Consider the following 17,314-nt stretch of genomic DNA (forward strand, 5'->3'; position numbering starts at 1 on the left):
CAAGGATGGATGGAGAATAATCTACCTAAACTCTTCCATGATATGGGTTGTATCTCTTTTATTGTGGATTGACTATAGCAAAGCATACGTTTCAATTGAGAATGTATGGAAGGCATTCAATTATATAATTACTACTGCTAATATTCAAAAAAAGGCGCTTACAGAAAAGGCGTTAGCATTGACTTTTAAGAACGTTATGATGCCCTTTTTAACAAGTAAAGGACTCACGGAGCAGCTTATAAGCCGTTATGATAATTTTAAAAAATTAGTGGCTTATCAAGTGGAAATTGATTTGTATCTAGATCAAGTTATCAATGGCTATTGTTTTGACTTAGGTACAGATTATTTTATAGAAAAAGGTCAATTGAAACTTAATGAACAAGTTAAAGAGTCAAACTTATTTTTAGACAAATTAACGATTTTATCAAGTTATTGGTTGTATAGGGGTTTTGAGTCTTTGGAGCAGAGTCCTTATCTGGCTCGGCTGGATAAAGGAGTGAATTTTGAAGCTAATTTGTCCGCGTTAGCAAAAACTCAAGGTATTGTTCTACAGTTAAGAGAAATTTATGGTATAGAGAATGCTGACTTTGATGAGGCATACGACTTATCTACTTTAGTCTTTACTATGCTGATGATTCAGGCACATTTTGAATACAATTTTGTTCAACCATTTAAAAAGCTAGCTTATGATTCTGAAAGTCATCCTTTTATAGCGTTGGGACAGTTAGTAATGAAAGGAGTCTTAACGGGTCAAGACAGATTGCCTTTGAACCATTCAAGAATGAAAGATAAAGCTATTAATATGTCAGATTGGATATTAAAAGGTGGTAAAAATAAAAGAGTTAGAGAAATGAGTCGTATTTTAGGCTTTTGGTCACAAGATTTGCGAGAAGGTGAAAGCTCTTTTTATGGAGAGAAGTCTTTTTATGAGCTTGATGGCTATATGTTTTCTCTACCATGGATAACTTTTCAGAAAAACTTTAATACAGCCACCATAAATACGTTTAGAAAACTGTATAAAAATAGAGCCAATTTAAAGTCTGAAACCGATTTGATGGAGCAAAATTTAGCTGCATTATTAAGCAAGTGTACAGACAAAGTCTATAGTCAGTATGAGCCTTTAGAGGCGGGCGTTGGTGAGATAGATGTGATTGCCGTATCAGATAACAAAGTTTTGATTATTGAGCTGAAATCTACTTATATAAAAAGTAGTGTTAAAGAAATATATGAATATAAAAACTTTGTGTTAAACAAAGCAGCTTATCAATTATCTCGAAAAGCTAAATACGTGAAAGAAGTTTTTCTACCTAACCAAGGGCTTGACCCCTCTAAATTTAGCATTCATTCATGGATTGTGGATACCACCTTAGAGTTTGACCATGAATATATAGATGGGTTTTTAAAACTATCTTTTGAAGAGTTGGTTATCATTTTAAATGAACATAAACAGTATCTCTTTAACATTGTAAATAATAATGAAACTCACAATAATACTCATAGTGTGGCGGTAGAGAGTTTAGAGACTGTGATTGATACTATTGAAAGCAATCATTTTTGGAATACGAACTTACCGCTTATTCATCCAATAAAAAATATAGACGATGCTTCCAAGTTAAGGGCATAACCATGTTTATCAAACTTTTCTATACTTTGCGTAGTTACGGCGTACCCGTCAGCACTCGTGAACTACTCGATCTCAATGCTGCGCTTGATAAAGGGCTGATGATGCAGCCGCATCCTGAAGACTCTAGCTTAACTACTTTCGCTAGCCGCGAAGATATGTATCGACTGATCAAACTATGCATGGTCAAAGACGAGCGCCATTTTGATAAGTTCGATCGGGCGATGGCGGATTATTTCGAAGGGGTGGATAGCTTAAATATCGACGAGCTGATGAATAAGCTGACCGATATCCCTAAAGAGTGGCTCGATCTCAAGCTCGATCCCAAGAACCTCACCGATGAGCAGCGCCGTTTGTTAGACAAATATGGCTCGCTAGAGGAGCTGATGAAAGCTTTAGAGGAGCGCCTCAAAGAGCAAAAAGAGCGCCATCAAGGCGGCAGTAAATGGGTCGGTACCGGTGGCAGCTCTCCTTTTGGCGCTTATGGCGATCATCCAGAAGGCGTACGCGTCGGCGGTGAGTCGCGTAAAGGCAGCGCGGTCAAAGTCTGGGAGCAGCGCAAATATCGTAATCTCGATGATGACAAGCAGCTTGGCACGCGTCAGATCCAAATGGCGCTACGCAACTTGCGTCAGTTTGCGCGTACCGGTAGCGAGGATGAGCTAGATATTCATGAAACCATTAAGCGCACTGCTAAGAAGGGCGTGCTCGATATCCATATGCAGCCTGAGCGTCGTAACCGTGTCAAAGTCTTGATGCTATTCGATGTCGGCGGCAGTATGGATATCCATGTCGAAGCCTTAGAAAAGCTGTTCTCAGCGGCGAAAAATGAATTTAAAACCTTAGAGTTTTTCTACTTTCATAACTGTCTTTACGACTATGTTTGGGAAGATAATAACCGCCGTCATAGTAACCCTATGCCAACTTATGAGCTGCTTAATAAATACGGGCGTGAGTACCGAGTAATATTTGTAGGGGATGCGTCTATGTCGCCGTATGAGCTGTTTTCAGTTGGCGGTAGTGTCGAGTATATGAATAACGAAGCAGGAGTGGTTTGGCTCAAGCGGGTGCTGGCGCATTTCGATAAGGTCGCTTGGCTCAATCCTGAAGAAGCAGCGTTTTGGTCCTATACGCAAACCATTACTGAGATAAGACAAATCTTTGACAATCATATGTATCCGATGACTTTGCATGGGGTAGAGGATATGACCGCCTATTTGGCAAGGTAGTTTTTGATAGCAAAACTCTATCCATAAACGTAGTGATATAAAGGTCGTTATCCAAAGGTAGCGACCTTTTTTATATTTTATAATATTTATTGATATTATCGACTTTATTATTATTTGTTGCTAAAGTGATTTTTAGCGAGCAATGGATTGTGCTACTGCTGCCTTCGTTTTATATTGTCCTATATTTGCCTTATTTTTCCTGTTATTAATACTCGAGACGCTCATGATATTTAAAAAACACCATATCGCTATCTTGCTACCTACGCTAATGATCATCGGCTGTGCTAGTCAAAAGCCTGCCACTCAGCCGACTAAGCCTGTACGCCAAGGTAATGTGCAAGTCACCCAAACGCAGACCATCACCGTCAAGCCCAAGCCAGTAGTCAGACCACAGGTGGTAACGCCTGCACCAAAACCAAGCTATACTAGTTTCTCAGACTGGAAATCAGATTTCACTATGCGCGCGATCTCTGCGGGCAAAAACCCCAATAATATTCAGCGTTTATTAGCATCAGCTAATCTAAACCAGCAGGTGATCTCGCTTGATTCCAGCCAACCGGAGTTTTCAAAAATGCCGTGGGACTATGCCGATTCTGCGGTATCAAATGGTAGGGTCAGTACTGGCCAGCGCAAATTTAACGAGCAGCGCTCTTATTTATCTAGTCTCGAGTCGCGTTATGGTGTCAATGCGGAGATCATTGCGGCCATTTGGGGTATGGAGTCCTCTTTTGGCGCGGTCACGGGTAACAGCTATATTCCAAGCTCGCTGGCGAGTCTTGCTTATGATGGTCGCCGCCAACCGTTTGCTGAAGAGCAGTTACTAGCTTTGTCGGACTTGTTAGAGCGAGGTGATATTTCTTGGTCGCAGCTTGATGGTTCATGGGCAGGCGGTATGGGCGAGACCCAATTTATTCCTAAGACTTGGTTGGATTACGGCGTCGATGGCGATTACAACGGTCATCGTAACCCTTGGTCCACAAAGGATGCTTTAGCCTCTACAGCCAATTATCTAAATGCCTCAGGATGGGTACGCGGTCTTGCGCCGTTTTATGAAGCAACGCTTCCCGCCTCATTCGATTACTCTTTAGTCGGCACTAAGCAAACAGCTGCGAGATGGGCGTCAATGGGTCTCGACACTATAGAAGATGTTAATCTAGATGCTAATACACAAATGGAGCTGTGGTTACCAGCCGGTAAAGATGGTCCTATCCTGCTGCTAAGCCCAAACTTCGATGTGATCAAAGTCTATAACAACTCTTCTAACTATGCTTTGGGAGTGAGCTTGCTCGGCAAAGCCATAACAGGTCAAAGTGGCCTACGCAAGTCTTGGCCGCGTTACGAGCGTCCGCTATCGACTCTACAAGTGACTAATTTGCAGCGCCGTTTGACTAGCGCTGGCTACGATACCAAAGGCGCTGATGGCATCATAGGTACCAATACGCGCAAGGCTTTTCAGAGCTGGCAAGCGGCTAACGGGCAAACGCCAGATGGTTTTATCACCCAGCGTAGTGCCGTGTCCTTGACTGGCTGGTGAGCGGATCTGATTATGCCTTTTTTTAAAAGTGATTATTGGCATCGATTGAAGTGGCATAGATCAAAGCTTAACGATTAAATGTTTGTTTCTAAAATGAAGCAAAAGCTAAAAAGCATCCGAGTCAGGATGCTTTTTTTATTGTAAAGTCTAAGTGATTTTGGTTAAGTCATAATTTAAACGTAAGGCGCATCGGCACAATGAGCCGACTCAATCTCACTATCTGTAGGCTGACGAATGAGAGTAATCGAGTTTTGCTGCTCAGGCTGCCAGTCGATAAATTGCATATTTGCGAAGCTCTTAAGCCAGCCGCCCATAGGCCAGTGCTGCCATTTATCATAAAAGCGATTGGCATTGATAACGATGCTTGATAGGTGATTGAGCGGCGGACGATAGACGCTATGCTGCTGATGAAAAACCACATCGCTGGTAAGATAAAACTCAATATTTAGCGCGCGTGCCATAAAAGCAAAATCGGTATCTTCTGCACCATAACCAACGTAATGGGTATCAAAGCCGCCTATACGCTGAAACTGGCTTTGAGTAATGGCAAAACACAAGCTCCAAAACGCGCCATAGTCTTGCGTACGCTCGCTAGTACTTTGAGTTGTATTTACCGTACTTGATCCTGTCTCAATGGCTTGTTCGACAGCTTGGTCGATAAGGTTATGACGATAAGGATTGGTTACCGCTATTGCATTTAATTTAGTATTGCTCAAATCACCTTGCTGTAACTGTAGAGACTCCTCATCGGTTAGCGAACGCGTCAAGTAGAGCGGTTGTCCCATTAGCAACGCATCAGGATGAGCAGTTAATTTTGCACTGAATTGCTCGATAAAAGTCGCCGATACTATGCAATCGACATCTAAAAATATCAGCTGCTCATTACTGGCTTTAGCCGCACCAAGATTGCGGTTACGACCGATGTCAAAACCTGTTTTTTTTGTTTTCTTGTCTTCGTTATCTGATATCAAACCTTCTTGACTAGCTACCGCTAAACGACTTTCCGAAGTGGGGATCTGCACGATATTGAGTGGATATTGAGCCAAGCGCTCAGGGTCAGCATCATCGTTGACAATAATAACCTCACTAGGTTGCACGCTACCATTGGCTAAACTACTGAGAAGGTTGTAAAGATGTCGATTACGACCATAGCAAGTGGTAATCACGCTGACGTCGATAGTTTTAGACTGAGGTTTAGTTGCAGGATTCATAGTTTATTCTTATTGTTTTAATCGTTCAGGAGCAGTAGCCAATTGCGGCAATAACCAGTCCTGAAACCAAGGTTTGCTAGCCGTATAATCAACAAAGCTATCCATCAAAGCTTGGGCAGCTGTTTTTGTATTTGCTTTATTTACGTTGTCACTAGTTTGATGGATATCCGGTTTAGTAGGTAAAGGGAGTAAATTGTCAAAGCTGCGTGAGTTTTTAGACACTTCAATAAATTGCTGCCAACTTAATGCGCGCCCTTGTGCAACCAAAGCTGCAGCCATCACTTCTTGCTCATGATGCGGCCTCTCGTCTGGCAATACCACCAATGGCGTCTCATGATGATAAGCTTGTGCGATACCATTGAGTCCGCACGCCATTATCAATAGATCGCTATGCATGAGAAAAGGCGAGACATCGGCTACTTGCGTGGCGATATCAACATAGCTACGTTTATTATCAGCGATTGGCCCAAGCGATACAATCAAGGCATCAGGGTGCATCTCTCGCAGTTTTGGTAACTTAGCATCGATGGCTTCATGCCCGCCATAGCCTTTAATCACCGTAATGATTTTTAGTTTTTGTTTGCTATTTTCATAGGTATTAGGTTTTCGAATGGATTTAGAACTCTCTTGATTGTGTCCATTATCATCTGTCAAATCAGCTAACGAAGCTATAAATTCAGCATAGGAGATAGACCTAGCACTTTTATTAGGTAAAAAATCTAAGTATAAGGTTTTCTGTTGAAGCCAGTCGTCCCTTTGAGTGGCTTCTAAGGTTTTAGGGTAGGGTGCAAGCAGGCCAAGCGCTCCTGCAAAAGCGTTAAGATGCGGCGTATCATCGCGAATACCAGCAAGCCTGACGTAGAGATAGGGCACGCTAGCGGCGCGGCAGAGCGTAGCGACTTCGACGCTAACGTCGATGATCATTAGATCAATGTCATGCTCTTGAATACCGTTAAGAATCTGCCAACTTCGAGTTTGAATATCGCGATTACCAACGGGCGAGTAGTGCAAACTGGCAGGCTGCCAATGCTGACCTGCACGGCCTAGCAGAACATCGTCCTCCCGCTCATCTTCTGGGCTAAGACGAATAATTTGGCTTGCAGCTACAGTAGTAAAGGTATAGGCATCAGATGCAAGACTTGTAAAGACGATAAAGTTTTTGCGTAAGCTTGCAGGTAAGAGTGCCGCCAATTTGTCTGCTTGTCGGCAATGACCTGAGCCATGATGGTGAGCATAATAGCCAATACGCATAAGAGTAATATCCAAAAACTTTTAGTGATAATTCATTGTATTAACAACAACTCAGTTAAAACGCTTTATAAAGATAATTGCTGCACTAAATGGCTCTTTGCTCATCTTTACTAAGGTTATCTTTTATTTGACGAGCATTGAAAGCAATAGCTTTGAGCTCAGACCTAGTATGGGCATTCACAGTGTTAACGTGTGTTAAAGATTCCGGCGATAAAGCCTGCCTATATAAATCAATATAACCGTCAACCATCGCCGCTACTGAACAAAATTGCTCAGCGCGCCCACGACAAGCCGCTCTTGAGATCGTTTTAATACCATCAAAAGCCGCTACAAAAGCTTGCTCATCACACTTAGGTACAATAATACCTGTCTCATCGTTAATAATCTCAGCGGCAGCGCCGACATCAAAGCCTATCACTGGCGTACCGCAAGCCAAGCTCTCAGCCAAGGTCAAACCATACGGCTCATCCCAAGTACTCGTAAATAGCATAGCCGCCGCTTGGCACAGATAGTCGTTGATTTGTTCTTTACTTAGGTGACCGACGTAAGTAAACAGCGCTTCACCGTCGGCTTTATTTGCATCAGCTGCTAATAGCGGCGCGACCTCGGTATCGAAGTATTCTTTATTACTCTCAGGACCAGCGATAATCAAGCGCTTGCCTGCCGCCTGACAGTATTGCATCGCTAAATGCGTGCCTTTTTCGGGACAAATGCGCCCATACCAAAAATAAACCTCCTCATGGATAGGCTCGATATTGGCTTTGAAGGAAGTGACATCGATACCGTTATAGACCACATGTGATGGTACAAATTCATTAAACAGCTGCTGCTGATGGGCGCTAATGGCGGTGAATTGAGTAGTTGTGCCCTGTTGCAGAGTTAACAAAGCTAAGCGTATGTGCGGAAAAATGGGCGTATGAAAAGTGGTAAAAAAGCGCTCGCCAAATACTTGTCCTGTTAGCATCGGTACATGATAAAGACTATGATTATGAACGATATCAATCTCACCGCGATTATCTCGTGCGATGATATTACCCAGCGCTTGCTGATAAACGAGATACTGATACATATCCTCACGGCTCATGCCGACAGCGTCATGCTCATTGTCATAGACTAGGGCATCAAATTGCTCGCGAGTCATAAGCGGTTGTAGATTGGCCTGCGTTTGGCTGTCCTCATGGGCATAAAGCAGAACGTCATGGCCGCGCGCGACTAGCTCGTCACATAGTAGCTGAGTAATCATCTCCAAACCGCCTGCATAAGGCTGCGCAATCGGATACAGCGAATGAGCGATAATGGCGATTTTTAGAGGCGTACCGTTATTACTTGCGTAAGTTCTTTCTGTTAAAGCGTGTGGGTTCATTGGTGACATAAAGCGTCCAGTTAAGTGCAATGGTTACAACGTTAAAAAGTAATAAATATCAGGCCTTTGACGTCTGCAAAGAAAGTATCGGTCTTTTTCTAAGCTTTTCTTTAAGTTTAATACCAACTATGAATTAGCTGTTTTCTTATCTTTATAGGGGTTGTTCATAGCATGCTGATTGATAGATTTTACTTTCGATAATGAGATCGCTGGCTTGTTTGGCTTAATAATATTTTTAGGACGACGACGCGCTTTAAAGTTAATAATTTGCGCATCTACCTGCTGATAGCGATAATTTTCTAGCGCTACGCTTGCCGCTAGCACTTTGATCAAGCAAATAGCTAAAGCGCCAATAAATAGCACAGGCGAATAAAGGGGAGAAAAAGGTGCAACTAGTAGTAAAGTGACCAAGTTAAGCGACAGCAATAACTTAGGTAGCGCCCTAATATTCGCTATAAAGGTCGAGCGAGAGGTACTACTATTAACTTGTTTGGGCGTACAAATAAAAGGTTTGTCACGGCCCCACAATACTGGCAGCCACGATAGAGCGCCAAACTCCCAGAAGTTTAGATGCAGCAGCCAAGCTCGCGTTTGTCTTTTTAGGCCCTTAAATTTTTGTAGAAGAGCATTAGCATTATTGCTGGTTTGTTTAGAGTTGCTGACTTGTTGATTAAGGGGTGAGCTATCCTGACTGTAAGCCCAAAAACGTCGGGCTAAAAATAGCGCATAGCTGGTAAAAACTGCATATAACGGCGCGAGTAATAATTGAAAATGAGCTTCAAAATCGAGTAATAGAGCGCCAGTAACTATAAAAATAGTCGCTAGCTGCAATAAGATAAATAGGCCAGTAAAGTTCACCCAAGCGCTAAGCTGCGATAAATGCGCTCTGATATAAGATAAGCGCTCAGCTTTTTTGTGAGGCTTAAAAGGTAGTTTATCCGCTATCAAGGCTTGCTCATCAGTAGCGAAGTAAGACGACAATACTTGCATATTGCCATAGATCCAGCGCTGTCTTTGACAAATGAGATCCGGTAAAGTATTTGGCAACAGACCCGTCGCGATGATTTTTGGAATGAACTGACTCTTGAGCCCTTGCCGGTGCATTAAGACACCCATTTGCGCATCTTCAGTAATGGAAGCCCCAGACCAACCACCTAGATCTACAAGCGCTTGCCTACAAATGACCGCAAAAGTCCCGGTCGATAACGCGCGCTGACGGTTAAAAGGACGATACAGATGATAATTAAAATAGTGGTTCAATTCGCTATGCACATCATCAAGACCTTTATCGCGATAAAACTGCGGAAACTGCAATAAAGCATGAGTAGGATAGTCTTTAATGGCATCGACTATAGCGTCTCTGGCATAAGGTAGCGCTTGATAATCACTATCAACCACTACGATATGGCTACAGTGCTTATCCATCCACTCTAGCGCTAAATTCAGCGCCCCTGATTTAAAATTATCTACTTTATCGACGTGATAAAAGCGCACCTTAAGCTCGCCTGCCAAATTGGCGCAGTAAGTGCCTAGAGGTTCATACAGTGCTTTGTCAGTATGATTGTTATCGATAATGAGAATCTCATCATCAGCCGACTTAATGGCTAGCAAAGACTCAATAGTCGCTACGACTACTTCAAGCGGCTCAGCACGAGTCATAATCTGAAAACTTAAACGAACCGTATCGTTATCATCGTCTAAACTCTCATCACGAGAGTTGAGGCGTTGATGGTTATTATTTAGTTGATGGTTATTATTTAAATGAGGCGTAAAAGTAGTCACTTTATTAACGGTCATGATCTGTCCTTGAGCATCCGCGCCATTTATGGCCAATATGAGTAGTTATTGATCGTTATAATTTTAAAATTGTTTTTATAGTCTTGAGCATAAGGAAGCAATGCAATGAAAAAACTAATACTCAGATAGAAATTCATAATAATATGGTTTGATAATTTGAATTAGACAAGAATTGTCGTAAAAATAGCCTAAGTGTAACGGCGGGTAATTTATGTAAGAAGTTGTTATTTATTAGGTGTTTAGCAGCCAATTTAATTGGTATATCGTCTTATATCTCTATCTTTATAATAAATGAGTTTGAGGATTGAAGGTCGTAATCGTTTGCACTAATTTGTAGAGTACGATTAAGATGTTATAGTCAGTCAAGGTAAAATGAACGTATATCTATTAGTGCTCATCTTAAATTTAAAATAAGCAGAATTTATGAATTTCATTTAGACACATACTCTTTAGATAAGGAAAATATCATGGGATTATTAGTAGAAGGACAATGGAAGGACCAGTGGTACGATACTGACGCGACTGGCGGACGCTTTAAACGCGAAGAGTCCGGTTTTCGCAACTGGGTAACCGCCGATGGTAGTGCTGGCCCAACGGGGAAAGGTAGTTTTGAAGCTGAGCCGAATCGTTATCATTTATACGTCTCCTTAGCTTGTCCTTGGGCGCATCGCACCACGATATATCGTAAGCTTAAAGGGCTTGAGGATATGATATCGCTGTCAGTAGTGCATCCGTTTATGCGCGATTATGGCTGGACCTTTAAAGAGGGCGACGGTGTTATTCAAGACCCGATCAATCATGCCGATTATATGTATGAGATTTATACAGCGGCGAAGCCTGATTACACCGGACGCGTGACGGTACCGGTATTGTGGGATAAAAAGACCAATACTATCGTCAGTAATGAGTCGTCTGAGATCATCCGCATGTTCAATTCTGCCTTTGATGAGGTAGGGGCAAAACCGCTTGATTTGCTGCCACGAGACTTGAAAGACGAGATTGATGAGATTAACGAGTTTGTCTATTCGTCAGTGAATAATGGTGTCTACAAAACAGGCTTTGCGACTACTCAGCAAGCTTATGAAGAGGCAGTAACTGAACTTTTTGATGGTTTAGATAAGTTAGAGGCGCGTCTGGCAAAGAGTCGTTATCTCGTAGGCGATAGCATCACTGAAGCTGATTGGCGACTATTTACCACTTTGGTAAGATTTGATGCTGTTTACGTGGGTCATTTCAAATGCAACATTCGCCGTATTGTCGATTACCCTAACCTTTGGAATTATCTGAAAGAGCTGTACCAAATGCCAGGTATTAGCGAGACCGTTAACATGGAGCATATCAAGGCGCATTATTATACTAGCCATGATAATGTCAATCCGACTGAGATCGTACCACTTGGCCCCGTTATCGACTTTAATGAGCCGCATAACCGCGAAGAGTTAAGTCGTTAATTTAGTAAGATAGCGGCTATTTTGTAGAATTATTTTGACTATCATCTAACTTAACAGACCGCTAAATTCATAAAGTTTTAGCGGTTTTTGTTAAGTTAAAGCCATCTTATTTAGAGCTAAAAAATAGGAGTTATATTATGAGCGAAGCCATAGATCCACAAGACATACAACAAAAATTCGAGCGTTGGTCTGCTCTACAGTCAAAGCTGCTACAAGCGCAGCAAGACTGGAGAGAGGCAGAGGCGTTGCTATCTGAGGTGCAAGGTTATTATCTTAGCCCGCAGTGGGCGCAAGACCGCGAGGCTGATGTCACCATTGAGCACTCTGGCGAGACTCATTCTATCTTCAGTGAGGATGGCATCTGGAATGCGATGACGGAGCATCAAGAGCAAGCTATAGAGTGGATGCGCTTAGGTCTAGACGCTATTGATAAATAAATCAATACATCGGCACTCAGCTTTTATTGGCATTAGCGGTTATTAGTGTTTATTAGATAAACGGCGCTTAACGAACCAGCCAATAATAAGCACTACAATCAGGATGCCAATCCCTGTCGAGTAAGGGGCGAGCGTCGATTCGATCACCTCGTAGTTCTGGCCCAAGTAGTAACCCGCTAGTGTCAGGCCTGTCGTCCAAATGCTAGCGCCAAGTGCAGAGAGTCCCAAAAACGGTAGCATCGCCATGTTATTCATGCCAGCAGGAATAGAGATAAACGAGCGAATACCAGGCACCATACGTCCGAAAAACACCGCTTTTTTGCCATGTTTATCGAACCACTCATTAGTAGCTTTGATATCATCAGGCTTTACAAAGACAAATTTGCCGTATTTTTCGGTAAAAGATATCAGCCTTTCTTCATTAAACACTCGGCCTAAATAATAGAGCGGTAAAGCACCAAGTACCGCGCCAAGCGTTCCTGCTAATATCGCGAGTATGAGGTTAAGCTCACCGTTCGACGCAGCAAACCCAGCGGCGGGCATGATGACTTCTGAGGGAATAGGCGGAAAGACGTTTTCGGCAAACATAGCGAAGATAATGCCAAAGTAGCCAAACTTCGCCATGATAGAGAGTATCCAGTCACTGATCTGACCCATGAAAAACCTTTAAAAATAGAGTTGTTTAAAAAATCCAATTACTAAGCAAAGAAGATACTAGCCCATTGCTATTTTTTCAATTTAGAAGGTTTTATCCGCTGTGCTAGTTTCGTTAACGTATATCTAAATCCTCCGCATAGGCAAATAGTGCAGGCGCGCCGCCGGTATGCCAGAACAGCACAGTATCCTCTGACGTGATTTGCCCGGTACGTACCATGTCAATGAGTCCGCCCATAGCCCGTCCTGTATACACAGGGTCTAACAAGATGCCTTCATTTTGCGCAGTCATTGCGATGGCTTCTTTTTCAAGCTCGCCGATTACGCCGTAACCGTCGCCGACATAGTTAGAGTTGAGTATCAGATCGTTCGCAGTAAACTGATAATCGGCTTCAATCAACCGAGCAGTGCTATTGGCTAGGTTAACAATATGCTGATCAAAAGGTACTTTATCCATCTCACCTTTATCGATATTTATACCGACTAGCTGACAGTTAGTCTCTAAAATTCTATTACCAAGCATTAAGCCGGCGTGAGTCGCACCAGAGCTAGAAGCAAAGATAATATGAGTAAAGCTTACATTCATGTCTCTACGCTGTGAGTCTAACTCTTCATAAGCCTCAACAAAGGCCACCGCACCAAGCTCGTTGGAGCCGCCATAGGGAATGACGTAGGGTTTTTTACCCTCAGCTTTTAATTGCTCAACGAGCGCTGGAATATCTTCACCTTTACGGTTCTTGCCTGCCCAGTGGATATGACAGCCGTATACTTTATCTAATAGTAGATTACCTTGCGGCCGAGTAGGCTCCTTGCCGCCCAATACCAGATGGCATTCAAGCCCTAAGCTTGCTGCAGCGCCAGCGGTCTGCCGGCAATGGTTGGACTGAATAGCGCCTGCGGTAATCACTGTATCCGCGCCCTTTGCTAAGGCATCACCCATAATGTATTCAAGTTTACGGGTTTTATTACCACCGAGTGCTAGTCCGGTATTATCATCGCGTTTCATATAGATTTTTGGGCCGCCAAGCTTTGCGCTTAAGCGTGTCAGTTCAATCAAGGGCGTAGGGAAGTAGCCTAGCGAGGCCTTTGGTAAGTTATCAGTCATAATCTAATCAGTCCGTTTTTATAATGAGTCTGAAGTCATTTTGAAGTAAAAAAAAGCCTCATTCAACCTTTAAGATGAATGAGGGTTATCTATGCTATTAAAGTACTAAAAAGACTCAGGTTTAAAAGTGTACCTTTACCAGCGCACTTGGCACGCTTTGATTGACGCCATCTAGACCGAATTTATTTCTCCAATAACTGTACTCTATACCGACTTCGACACGGTTGTCGATACCTAGTGCTTGTTGTAAGTTGTACTTAATCTGCGGGTTTATATGCAGCTGATCTTCTAAGTCATCATTGTTAAAAGAGTAATCAACATAGCCATCAATAACGAAGTTGTTTTTCTCCCAGCCATAAGTCAACGTGATTTGCTGATCATCGGCGTCATTAGGGCCAGAGTTGTTATTAAGGACATGATACAAGGAGGCAGAAGCATACTTCATGCCTGGGATCGGCACGTCCAGATCAGCACCGACCCCAACCAGATAGTTGTCTTGGCTAAAACCGCTAGAATTAGAACCAAACTCATATTGAGCGGCAAAATTGACTTGCTTGATAAAGCTATCATCAAAGCTCGCCACTTTAAATTTAGGAGCCAGCTCACCGTAGATATCTTTGGCGCGGCTTTTCTCATTATCACTAGCGCCTTGCAGGCGATCAACAAAGAAAAACACTCCGCCCCAAGTATGCGTGGAGGCATGTTCAAGAGTAAGCGTGGTCAGCTCGCCATCTTTTGCCAACTCGTAATCCTCGCCGTACAGCAGTGAGACGCTCGTATCTGAAAATAATACCTTGGCTTGTGAGTGGCTCATACCTGCTAAAGCCACAACTGCGACGAGAGCAGTGGTTAAAGGCTTGGCAAAAGAGCGCTTAATATTTAAGCGAGTCTTTTTGAGTTGGGCCACAGAAGGTAGGTCGATTGAGGTGTGATAACGCACAGTAATACTCCTTTATGTACAGTCGTTGGGTGTCGTATTTGGCTAACGTAAGCGACTTCAATTTACAAAAGTTCAATCAATATAAAAGCTAATCCTTAGCTTTCGGAGCGAAGTTTTTGTCTGTTTTGCCATATAGTCAGTTCGAAATAAAATCGATACGCTAATGTAATCGTGCAGTTAGTATAAATTTTCCTTACAGGCTGTTATGACAGAGCCGGCGCAGAATTCATCCTAGCTGCACTGGGTTTTTTCAAATTGGATTAACTATATGGCTGTTAAGCACTGCCAGACCATGAGTTAATAGCGGTGAAGAATCCTAATAACGGGTAGAGTGCTAAAAACGCTAGTAACTCAAATCGCAGTAAATTGAAAAAATTCTCAGTTACTCATTGCAATATTTATTAACAATCTGAAACAGTTAATCACGTTCTAAAGGTGCTGGCAATACTAAATTAATGAATGAAATCAGCCATATAGATAATTGAAAAAGAGATCGATTACTAAGTTTATGATTTATAAAGAATAACTGACCAAATGGTCAGCTTTATTTTTTTGTAAATAAAATAGATGATTTACAAAGAGTAAGGGCGTTTAGTTATCTTTTACAGATAATGATAAAAAATAGTCAGCTGTAATGATGTGATTAAGGGGAGACGAAATATTAAGCTAAGAGGGAGTAGAAGGGTGGCTTAAAAGATGTTATTAAATAAAAGTAAAAACCCCAAGCAGATTCCTACTTGAGGTTATAAACTCTGAAAATCGATGTTGTTAAATATAAGACTCTAGGACTTACGCGCTTGTATAAGATCGACAATAAGCGCTTTTAATAAGCTGATCGCCATTAAGATAATGATAAACGAGAAGGGTACAGCCGCGATAATCATGGCAGAAGTAATGGCGTCTAGTCCACCTGCGAGAAGCAGCGCGGCAATCACGGCGGTCAAAGCAACAATCCAAATAAGAATATGCTTGGCTCTGTTTTTAACTTTGATCTCGCCTGCGGCATTGATGATATTGACGACTAGTATTGCCGAATCGGCTGAGGTGACTAAATAAGTGAGCAGTAGTACCACCACCATAGCGGAGACGCCGATAGCCACAGCTGGCTGTAACATAAAGCCAATGATTTCAAATAGCTGGGCAGTTACGCCTGAGTCGAATATCTGACCTCCTGCGATACCGCTTAGCTCCAAATCGATACCCGTACCACCGATTAAAGAAAACCAAATAAATAGCGTCAGGCTAGGGGCAACGATACCTATCAAGCCAAACTCGCGAATGGTACGATTTTTAGAGATACGGGCTAAGAACATACCGACAAATGGCGCAAACGCGATCCACCACGCCCAATAAAAAATAGACCAGCTAGTCTGCCAACCGCCAAGCTCGGTATTTGGGTCCCAAACGGTAAACATCATCGCCGGTAGGTTGACGATATAGTTGAAAATACCTTTACCGAGCATCTCTAAAGCAAACATCGTCGCGCCGAAGATCAAAAAGAAAGCCAGTAGTAGGATAGACAATACCATATTAATATTACTGAGCCATTTTACCCCGCGTCCCACTCCCGATAGAGCAGAGGCAGTCGATAAACACATAACTATAAATAAAGACAGTAGCAGCGCACCAGTGGTCGGTTCAGGACTCACCGTGCTAGTCACTAGCCACTCCGCTCCGGTAATGCTGTATAGGCCTGACGCAAAGGTACTCAGCCCCACCCCAATGGTCTGTGAGATACCAAAGATAGTGGCAATCACCGCCGAGATATCGATGATATCGCCAAGCTTACCCTCTAAACGTTTACCAAATAATGGCGTCAGCGCAGAGCGCATCGTCAGCGGCAGGCCACGGGCATAACTAAAAAACGCCAAACAGATACCGACTAAGCTATATGTTGCCCAAGCAGCAACGCCCCAATGCAAAAAAGAATAGCGATAAGCTGCTGCTAATGCCTCTTCGCTTCTAGGCATAACCACACCCTCAATCGGCGCTATCGTATTAGCGGCAACTTGATCTTGATAAACAGCAAAGACGTCCGCACCTTCAGGTAGCTTGATGCCATTGCTGTTTAGCGCAGTCATAATCAGCTCTTTTGACATGATAGTCTCGGGGTTACTGGCCAGATGCCAAAGCGGCTCGGCAGCACTATAAGTCAATACCCCAATACCAATACCGGCACCAAAAATCATTGAAAACCATGAAAAGTTTGAAAATTCAGGCTTGCCATTGGGGTCATTGCCAAGTTTAGTTCGCCCAAATGAGGGCCAAAGTATGACGGTTAAACAAACGATAATATAAAAGGCGATGGCGTAAGTGTAATAACCATTGAGATTGGCATAAGACCAGTTTTTTATGGCGCTGAGCGTAATACCAGAGCGCTCGATATCACTTAATATCCAAGCCACTACTAAGGTCACTAATAATAGAGCAGTCAACACCACAAAGCGGTTGAGGCCCTCAAAAAATCCTGTATCTTGAGTCTTGATATGTAGCTGTTTTAACGGGGGGCGAAAAGCCATAGCGTTTCCTTGGCATGTGATTATACTTATCACATGTTTTGATATTCATATAAAAAGACTAGCCAATGGCGGTTACATCAGTACCTTTGCTTAGCACTGCTGACTTACCAAAAGTCTATTTGGTAGTATTGACCGAGGTTAAATAAGGCTCATTCACGCTTGAGCCCTATATTAAAGGTGCAGATTTTAGGATAGTGATAGT

General features: G+C 42.7%; 13 protein-coding genes. 5 read left to right on the top strand and 8 right to left on the bottom strand.

From position 1 onward, the window contains the following. The 3 genes from ACS8FD_RS02890 to ACS8FD_RS02900 form a co-directional block, all read left to right on the top strand. Positions 1–1,624, top strand: a 1,624-nt coding sequence (locus tag ACS8FD_RS02890; protein ID WP_439274378.1) for a nuclease-related domain-containing protein, incomplete at its 5' end; no start/stop codon positions are given. Positions 1,625–1,626: 2 nt separating this feature from the next. Continuing rightward, positions 1,627–2,850 (top strand): vWA domain-containing protein, encoded by a 1,224-nt coding sequence (locus ACS8FD_RS02895; protein WP_439274379.1) that lies wholly within the window; start codon positions 1,627–1,629, stop codon positions 2,848–2,850. A 223-nt stretch (positions 2,851–3,073) separates the two neighbouring features. Next, the gene (locus ACS8FD_RS02900; RefSeq protein WP_439274380.1) at positions 3,074–4,384 is read left to right on the top strand and encodes a lytic murein transglycosylase; all 1,311 of its coding nucleotides are present in this window, start codon (positions 3,074–3,076) and stop codon (positions 4,382–4,384) included. Positions 4,385–4,557: 173 nt separating this feature from the next. On the opposite strand, the gene ACS8FD_RS02905 is transcribed toward ACS8FD_RS02900, so the two are convergent. From ACS8FD_RS02905 to ACS8FD_RS02920, 4 genes are all read right to left on the bottom strand, one after another. Continuing rightward, positions 4,558–5,595, bottom strand: a complete 1,038-nt coding sequence (locus ACS8FD_RS02905) for a glycosyltransferase family 2 protein (RefSeq protein ID WP_439274381.1) — start codon at positions 5,593–5,595, stop codon at positions 4,558–4,560. Positions 5,596–5,604: 9 nt separating this feature from the next. Then, on the bottom strand, positions 5,605–6,846 hold the full coding sequence (locus ACS8FD_RS02910) for a hypothetical protein (RefSeq protein WP_439274382.1): 1,242 nt from the start codon (positions 6,844–6,846) through the stop codon (positions 5,605–5,607). Between the two features lie 85 nt (positions 6,847–6,931). Continuing rightward, the gene (locus ACS8FD_RS02915; protein WP_439274383.1) at positions 6,932–8,218 is read right to left on the bottom strand and encodes a glycosyltransferase; all 1,287 of its coding nucleotides are present in this window, start codon (positions 8,216–8,218) and stop codon (positions 6,932–6,934) included. Positions 8,219–8,335: 117 nt separating this feature from the next. Beyond that, on the bottom strand, positions 8,336–10,006 hold the full coding sequence (locus tag ACS8FD_RS02920; protein ID WP_439274384.1) for a glycosyltransferase family 2 protein: 1,671 nt from the start codon (positions 10,004–10,006) through the stop codon (positions 8,336–8,338). A 467-nt stretch (positions 10,007–10,473) separates the two neighbouring features. Here ACS8FD_RS02920 and ACS8FD_RS02925 point away from each other — a divergent pair, with 467 nt between their 5' ends. Both ACS8FD_RS02925 and ACS8FD_RS02930 read left to right on the top strand, forming a co-directional pair. Then, positions 10,474–11,457, top strand: a complete 984-nt coding sequence (locus ACS8FD_RS02925; protein WP_439274385.1) for a glutathione S-transferase family protein — start codon at positions 10,474–10,476, stop codon at positions 11,455–11,457. A 137-nt stretch (positions 11,458–11,594) separates the two neighbouring features. Further along, positions 11,595–11,894 (top strand): DUF4298 domain-containing protein, encoded by a 300-nt coding sequence (locus tag ACS8FD_RS02930; protein WP_439274386.1) that lies wholly within the window; start codon positions 11,595–11,597, stop codon positions 11,892–11,894. 42 nt (positions 11,895–11,936) lie between these two features. Here ACS8FD_RS02930 and ACS8FD_RS02935 read toward each other — a convergent pair whose 3' ends face one another. The 4 genes from ACS8FD_RS02935 to ACS8FD_RS02950 form a co-directional block, all read right to left on the bottom strand. Next, positions 11,937–12,551, bottom strand: coding sequence for a DedA family protein (locus tag ACS8FD_RS02935; RefSeq protein WP_439274387.1), 615 nt, complete (start codon positions 12,549–12,551; stop codon positions 11,937–11,939). Between the two features lie 112 nt (positions 12,552–12,663). Next, positions 12,664–13,653 carry a D-cysteine desulfhydrase family protein gene (locus ACS8FD_RS02940; protein WP_439274388.1) on the bottom strand — a complete coding sequence of 330 codons (990 nt, stop codon included), beginning with the start codon at positions 13,651–13,653 and terminating at the stop codon, positions 12,664–12,666. Positions 13,654–13,774: 121 nt separating this feature from the next. Beyond that, entirely contained in the window at positions 13,775–14,593 is an 819-nt protein-coding gene (locus ACS8FD_RS02945; RefSeq protein WP_439274389.1) for a DUF5020 family protein, read from the bottom strand. Between the two features lie 782 nt (positions 14,594–15,375). Further along, positions 15,376–17,112, bottom strand: a complete 1,737-nt coding sequence (locus ACS8FD_RS02950) for a BCCT family transporter (protein ID WP_439274390.1) — start codon at positions 17,110–17,112, stop codon at positions 15,376–15,378. Positions 17,113–17,314 lie beyond the last annotated feature (202 nt).

The organism is Psychrobacter sp. 1U2 (genome assembly GCF_051847575.1).

Bases quoted from the DNA above. Each gene is read 5' to 3' on its own strand.
- ACS8FD_RS02920 (WP_439274384.1), bottom strand. From the start codon at position 10,006: ATGACCGTTAATAAAGTGACTACTTTTACGCCTCATTTAAATAATAAC.
- ACS8FD_RS02895 (WP_439274379.1), top strand. From the start codon at position 1,627: ATGTTTATCAAACTTTTCTATACTTTGCGTAGTTACGGCGTACCCGTC.
- ACS8FD_RS02925 (WP_439274385.1), top strand. From the start codon at position 10,474: ATGGGATTATTAGTAGAAGGACAATGGAAGGACCAGTGGTACGATACT.
- ACS8FD_RS02940 (WP_439274388.1), bottom strand. From the start codon at position 13,653: ATGACTGATAACTTACCAAAGGCCTCGCTAGGCTACTTCCCTACGCCC.
- ACS8FD_RS02935 (WP_439274387.1), bottom strand. From the start codon at position 12,551: ATGGGTCAGATCAGTGACTGGATACTCTCTATCATGGCGAAGTTTGGC.
- ACS8FD_RS02915 (WP_439274383.1), bottom strand. From the start codon at position 8,218: ATGTCACCAATGAACCCACACGCTTTAACAGAAAGAACTTACGCAAGT.
- ACS8FD_RS02950 (WP_439274390.1), bottom strand. From the start codon at position 17,112: ATGGCTTTTCGCCCCCCGTTAAAACAGCTACATATCAAGACTCAAGAT.
- ACS8FD_RS02900 (WP_439274380.1), top strand. From the start codon at position 3,074: ATGATATTTAAAAAACACCATATCGCTATCTTGCTACCTACGCTAATG.
- ACS8FD_RS02910 (WP_439274382.1), bottom strand. From the start codon at position 6,846: ATGCGTATTGGCTATTATGCTCACCATCATGGCTCAGGTCATTGCCGA.
- ACS8FD_RS02930 (WP_439274386.1), top strand. From the start codon at position 11,595: ATGAGCGAAGCCATAGATCCACAAGACATACAACAAAAATTCGAGCGT.
- ACS8FD_RS02905 (WP_439274381.1), bottom strand. From the start codon at position 5,595: ATGAATCCTGCAACTAAACCTCAGTCTAAAACTATCGACGTCAGCGTG.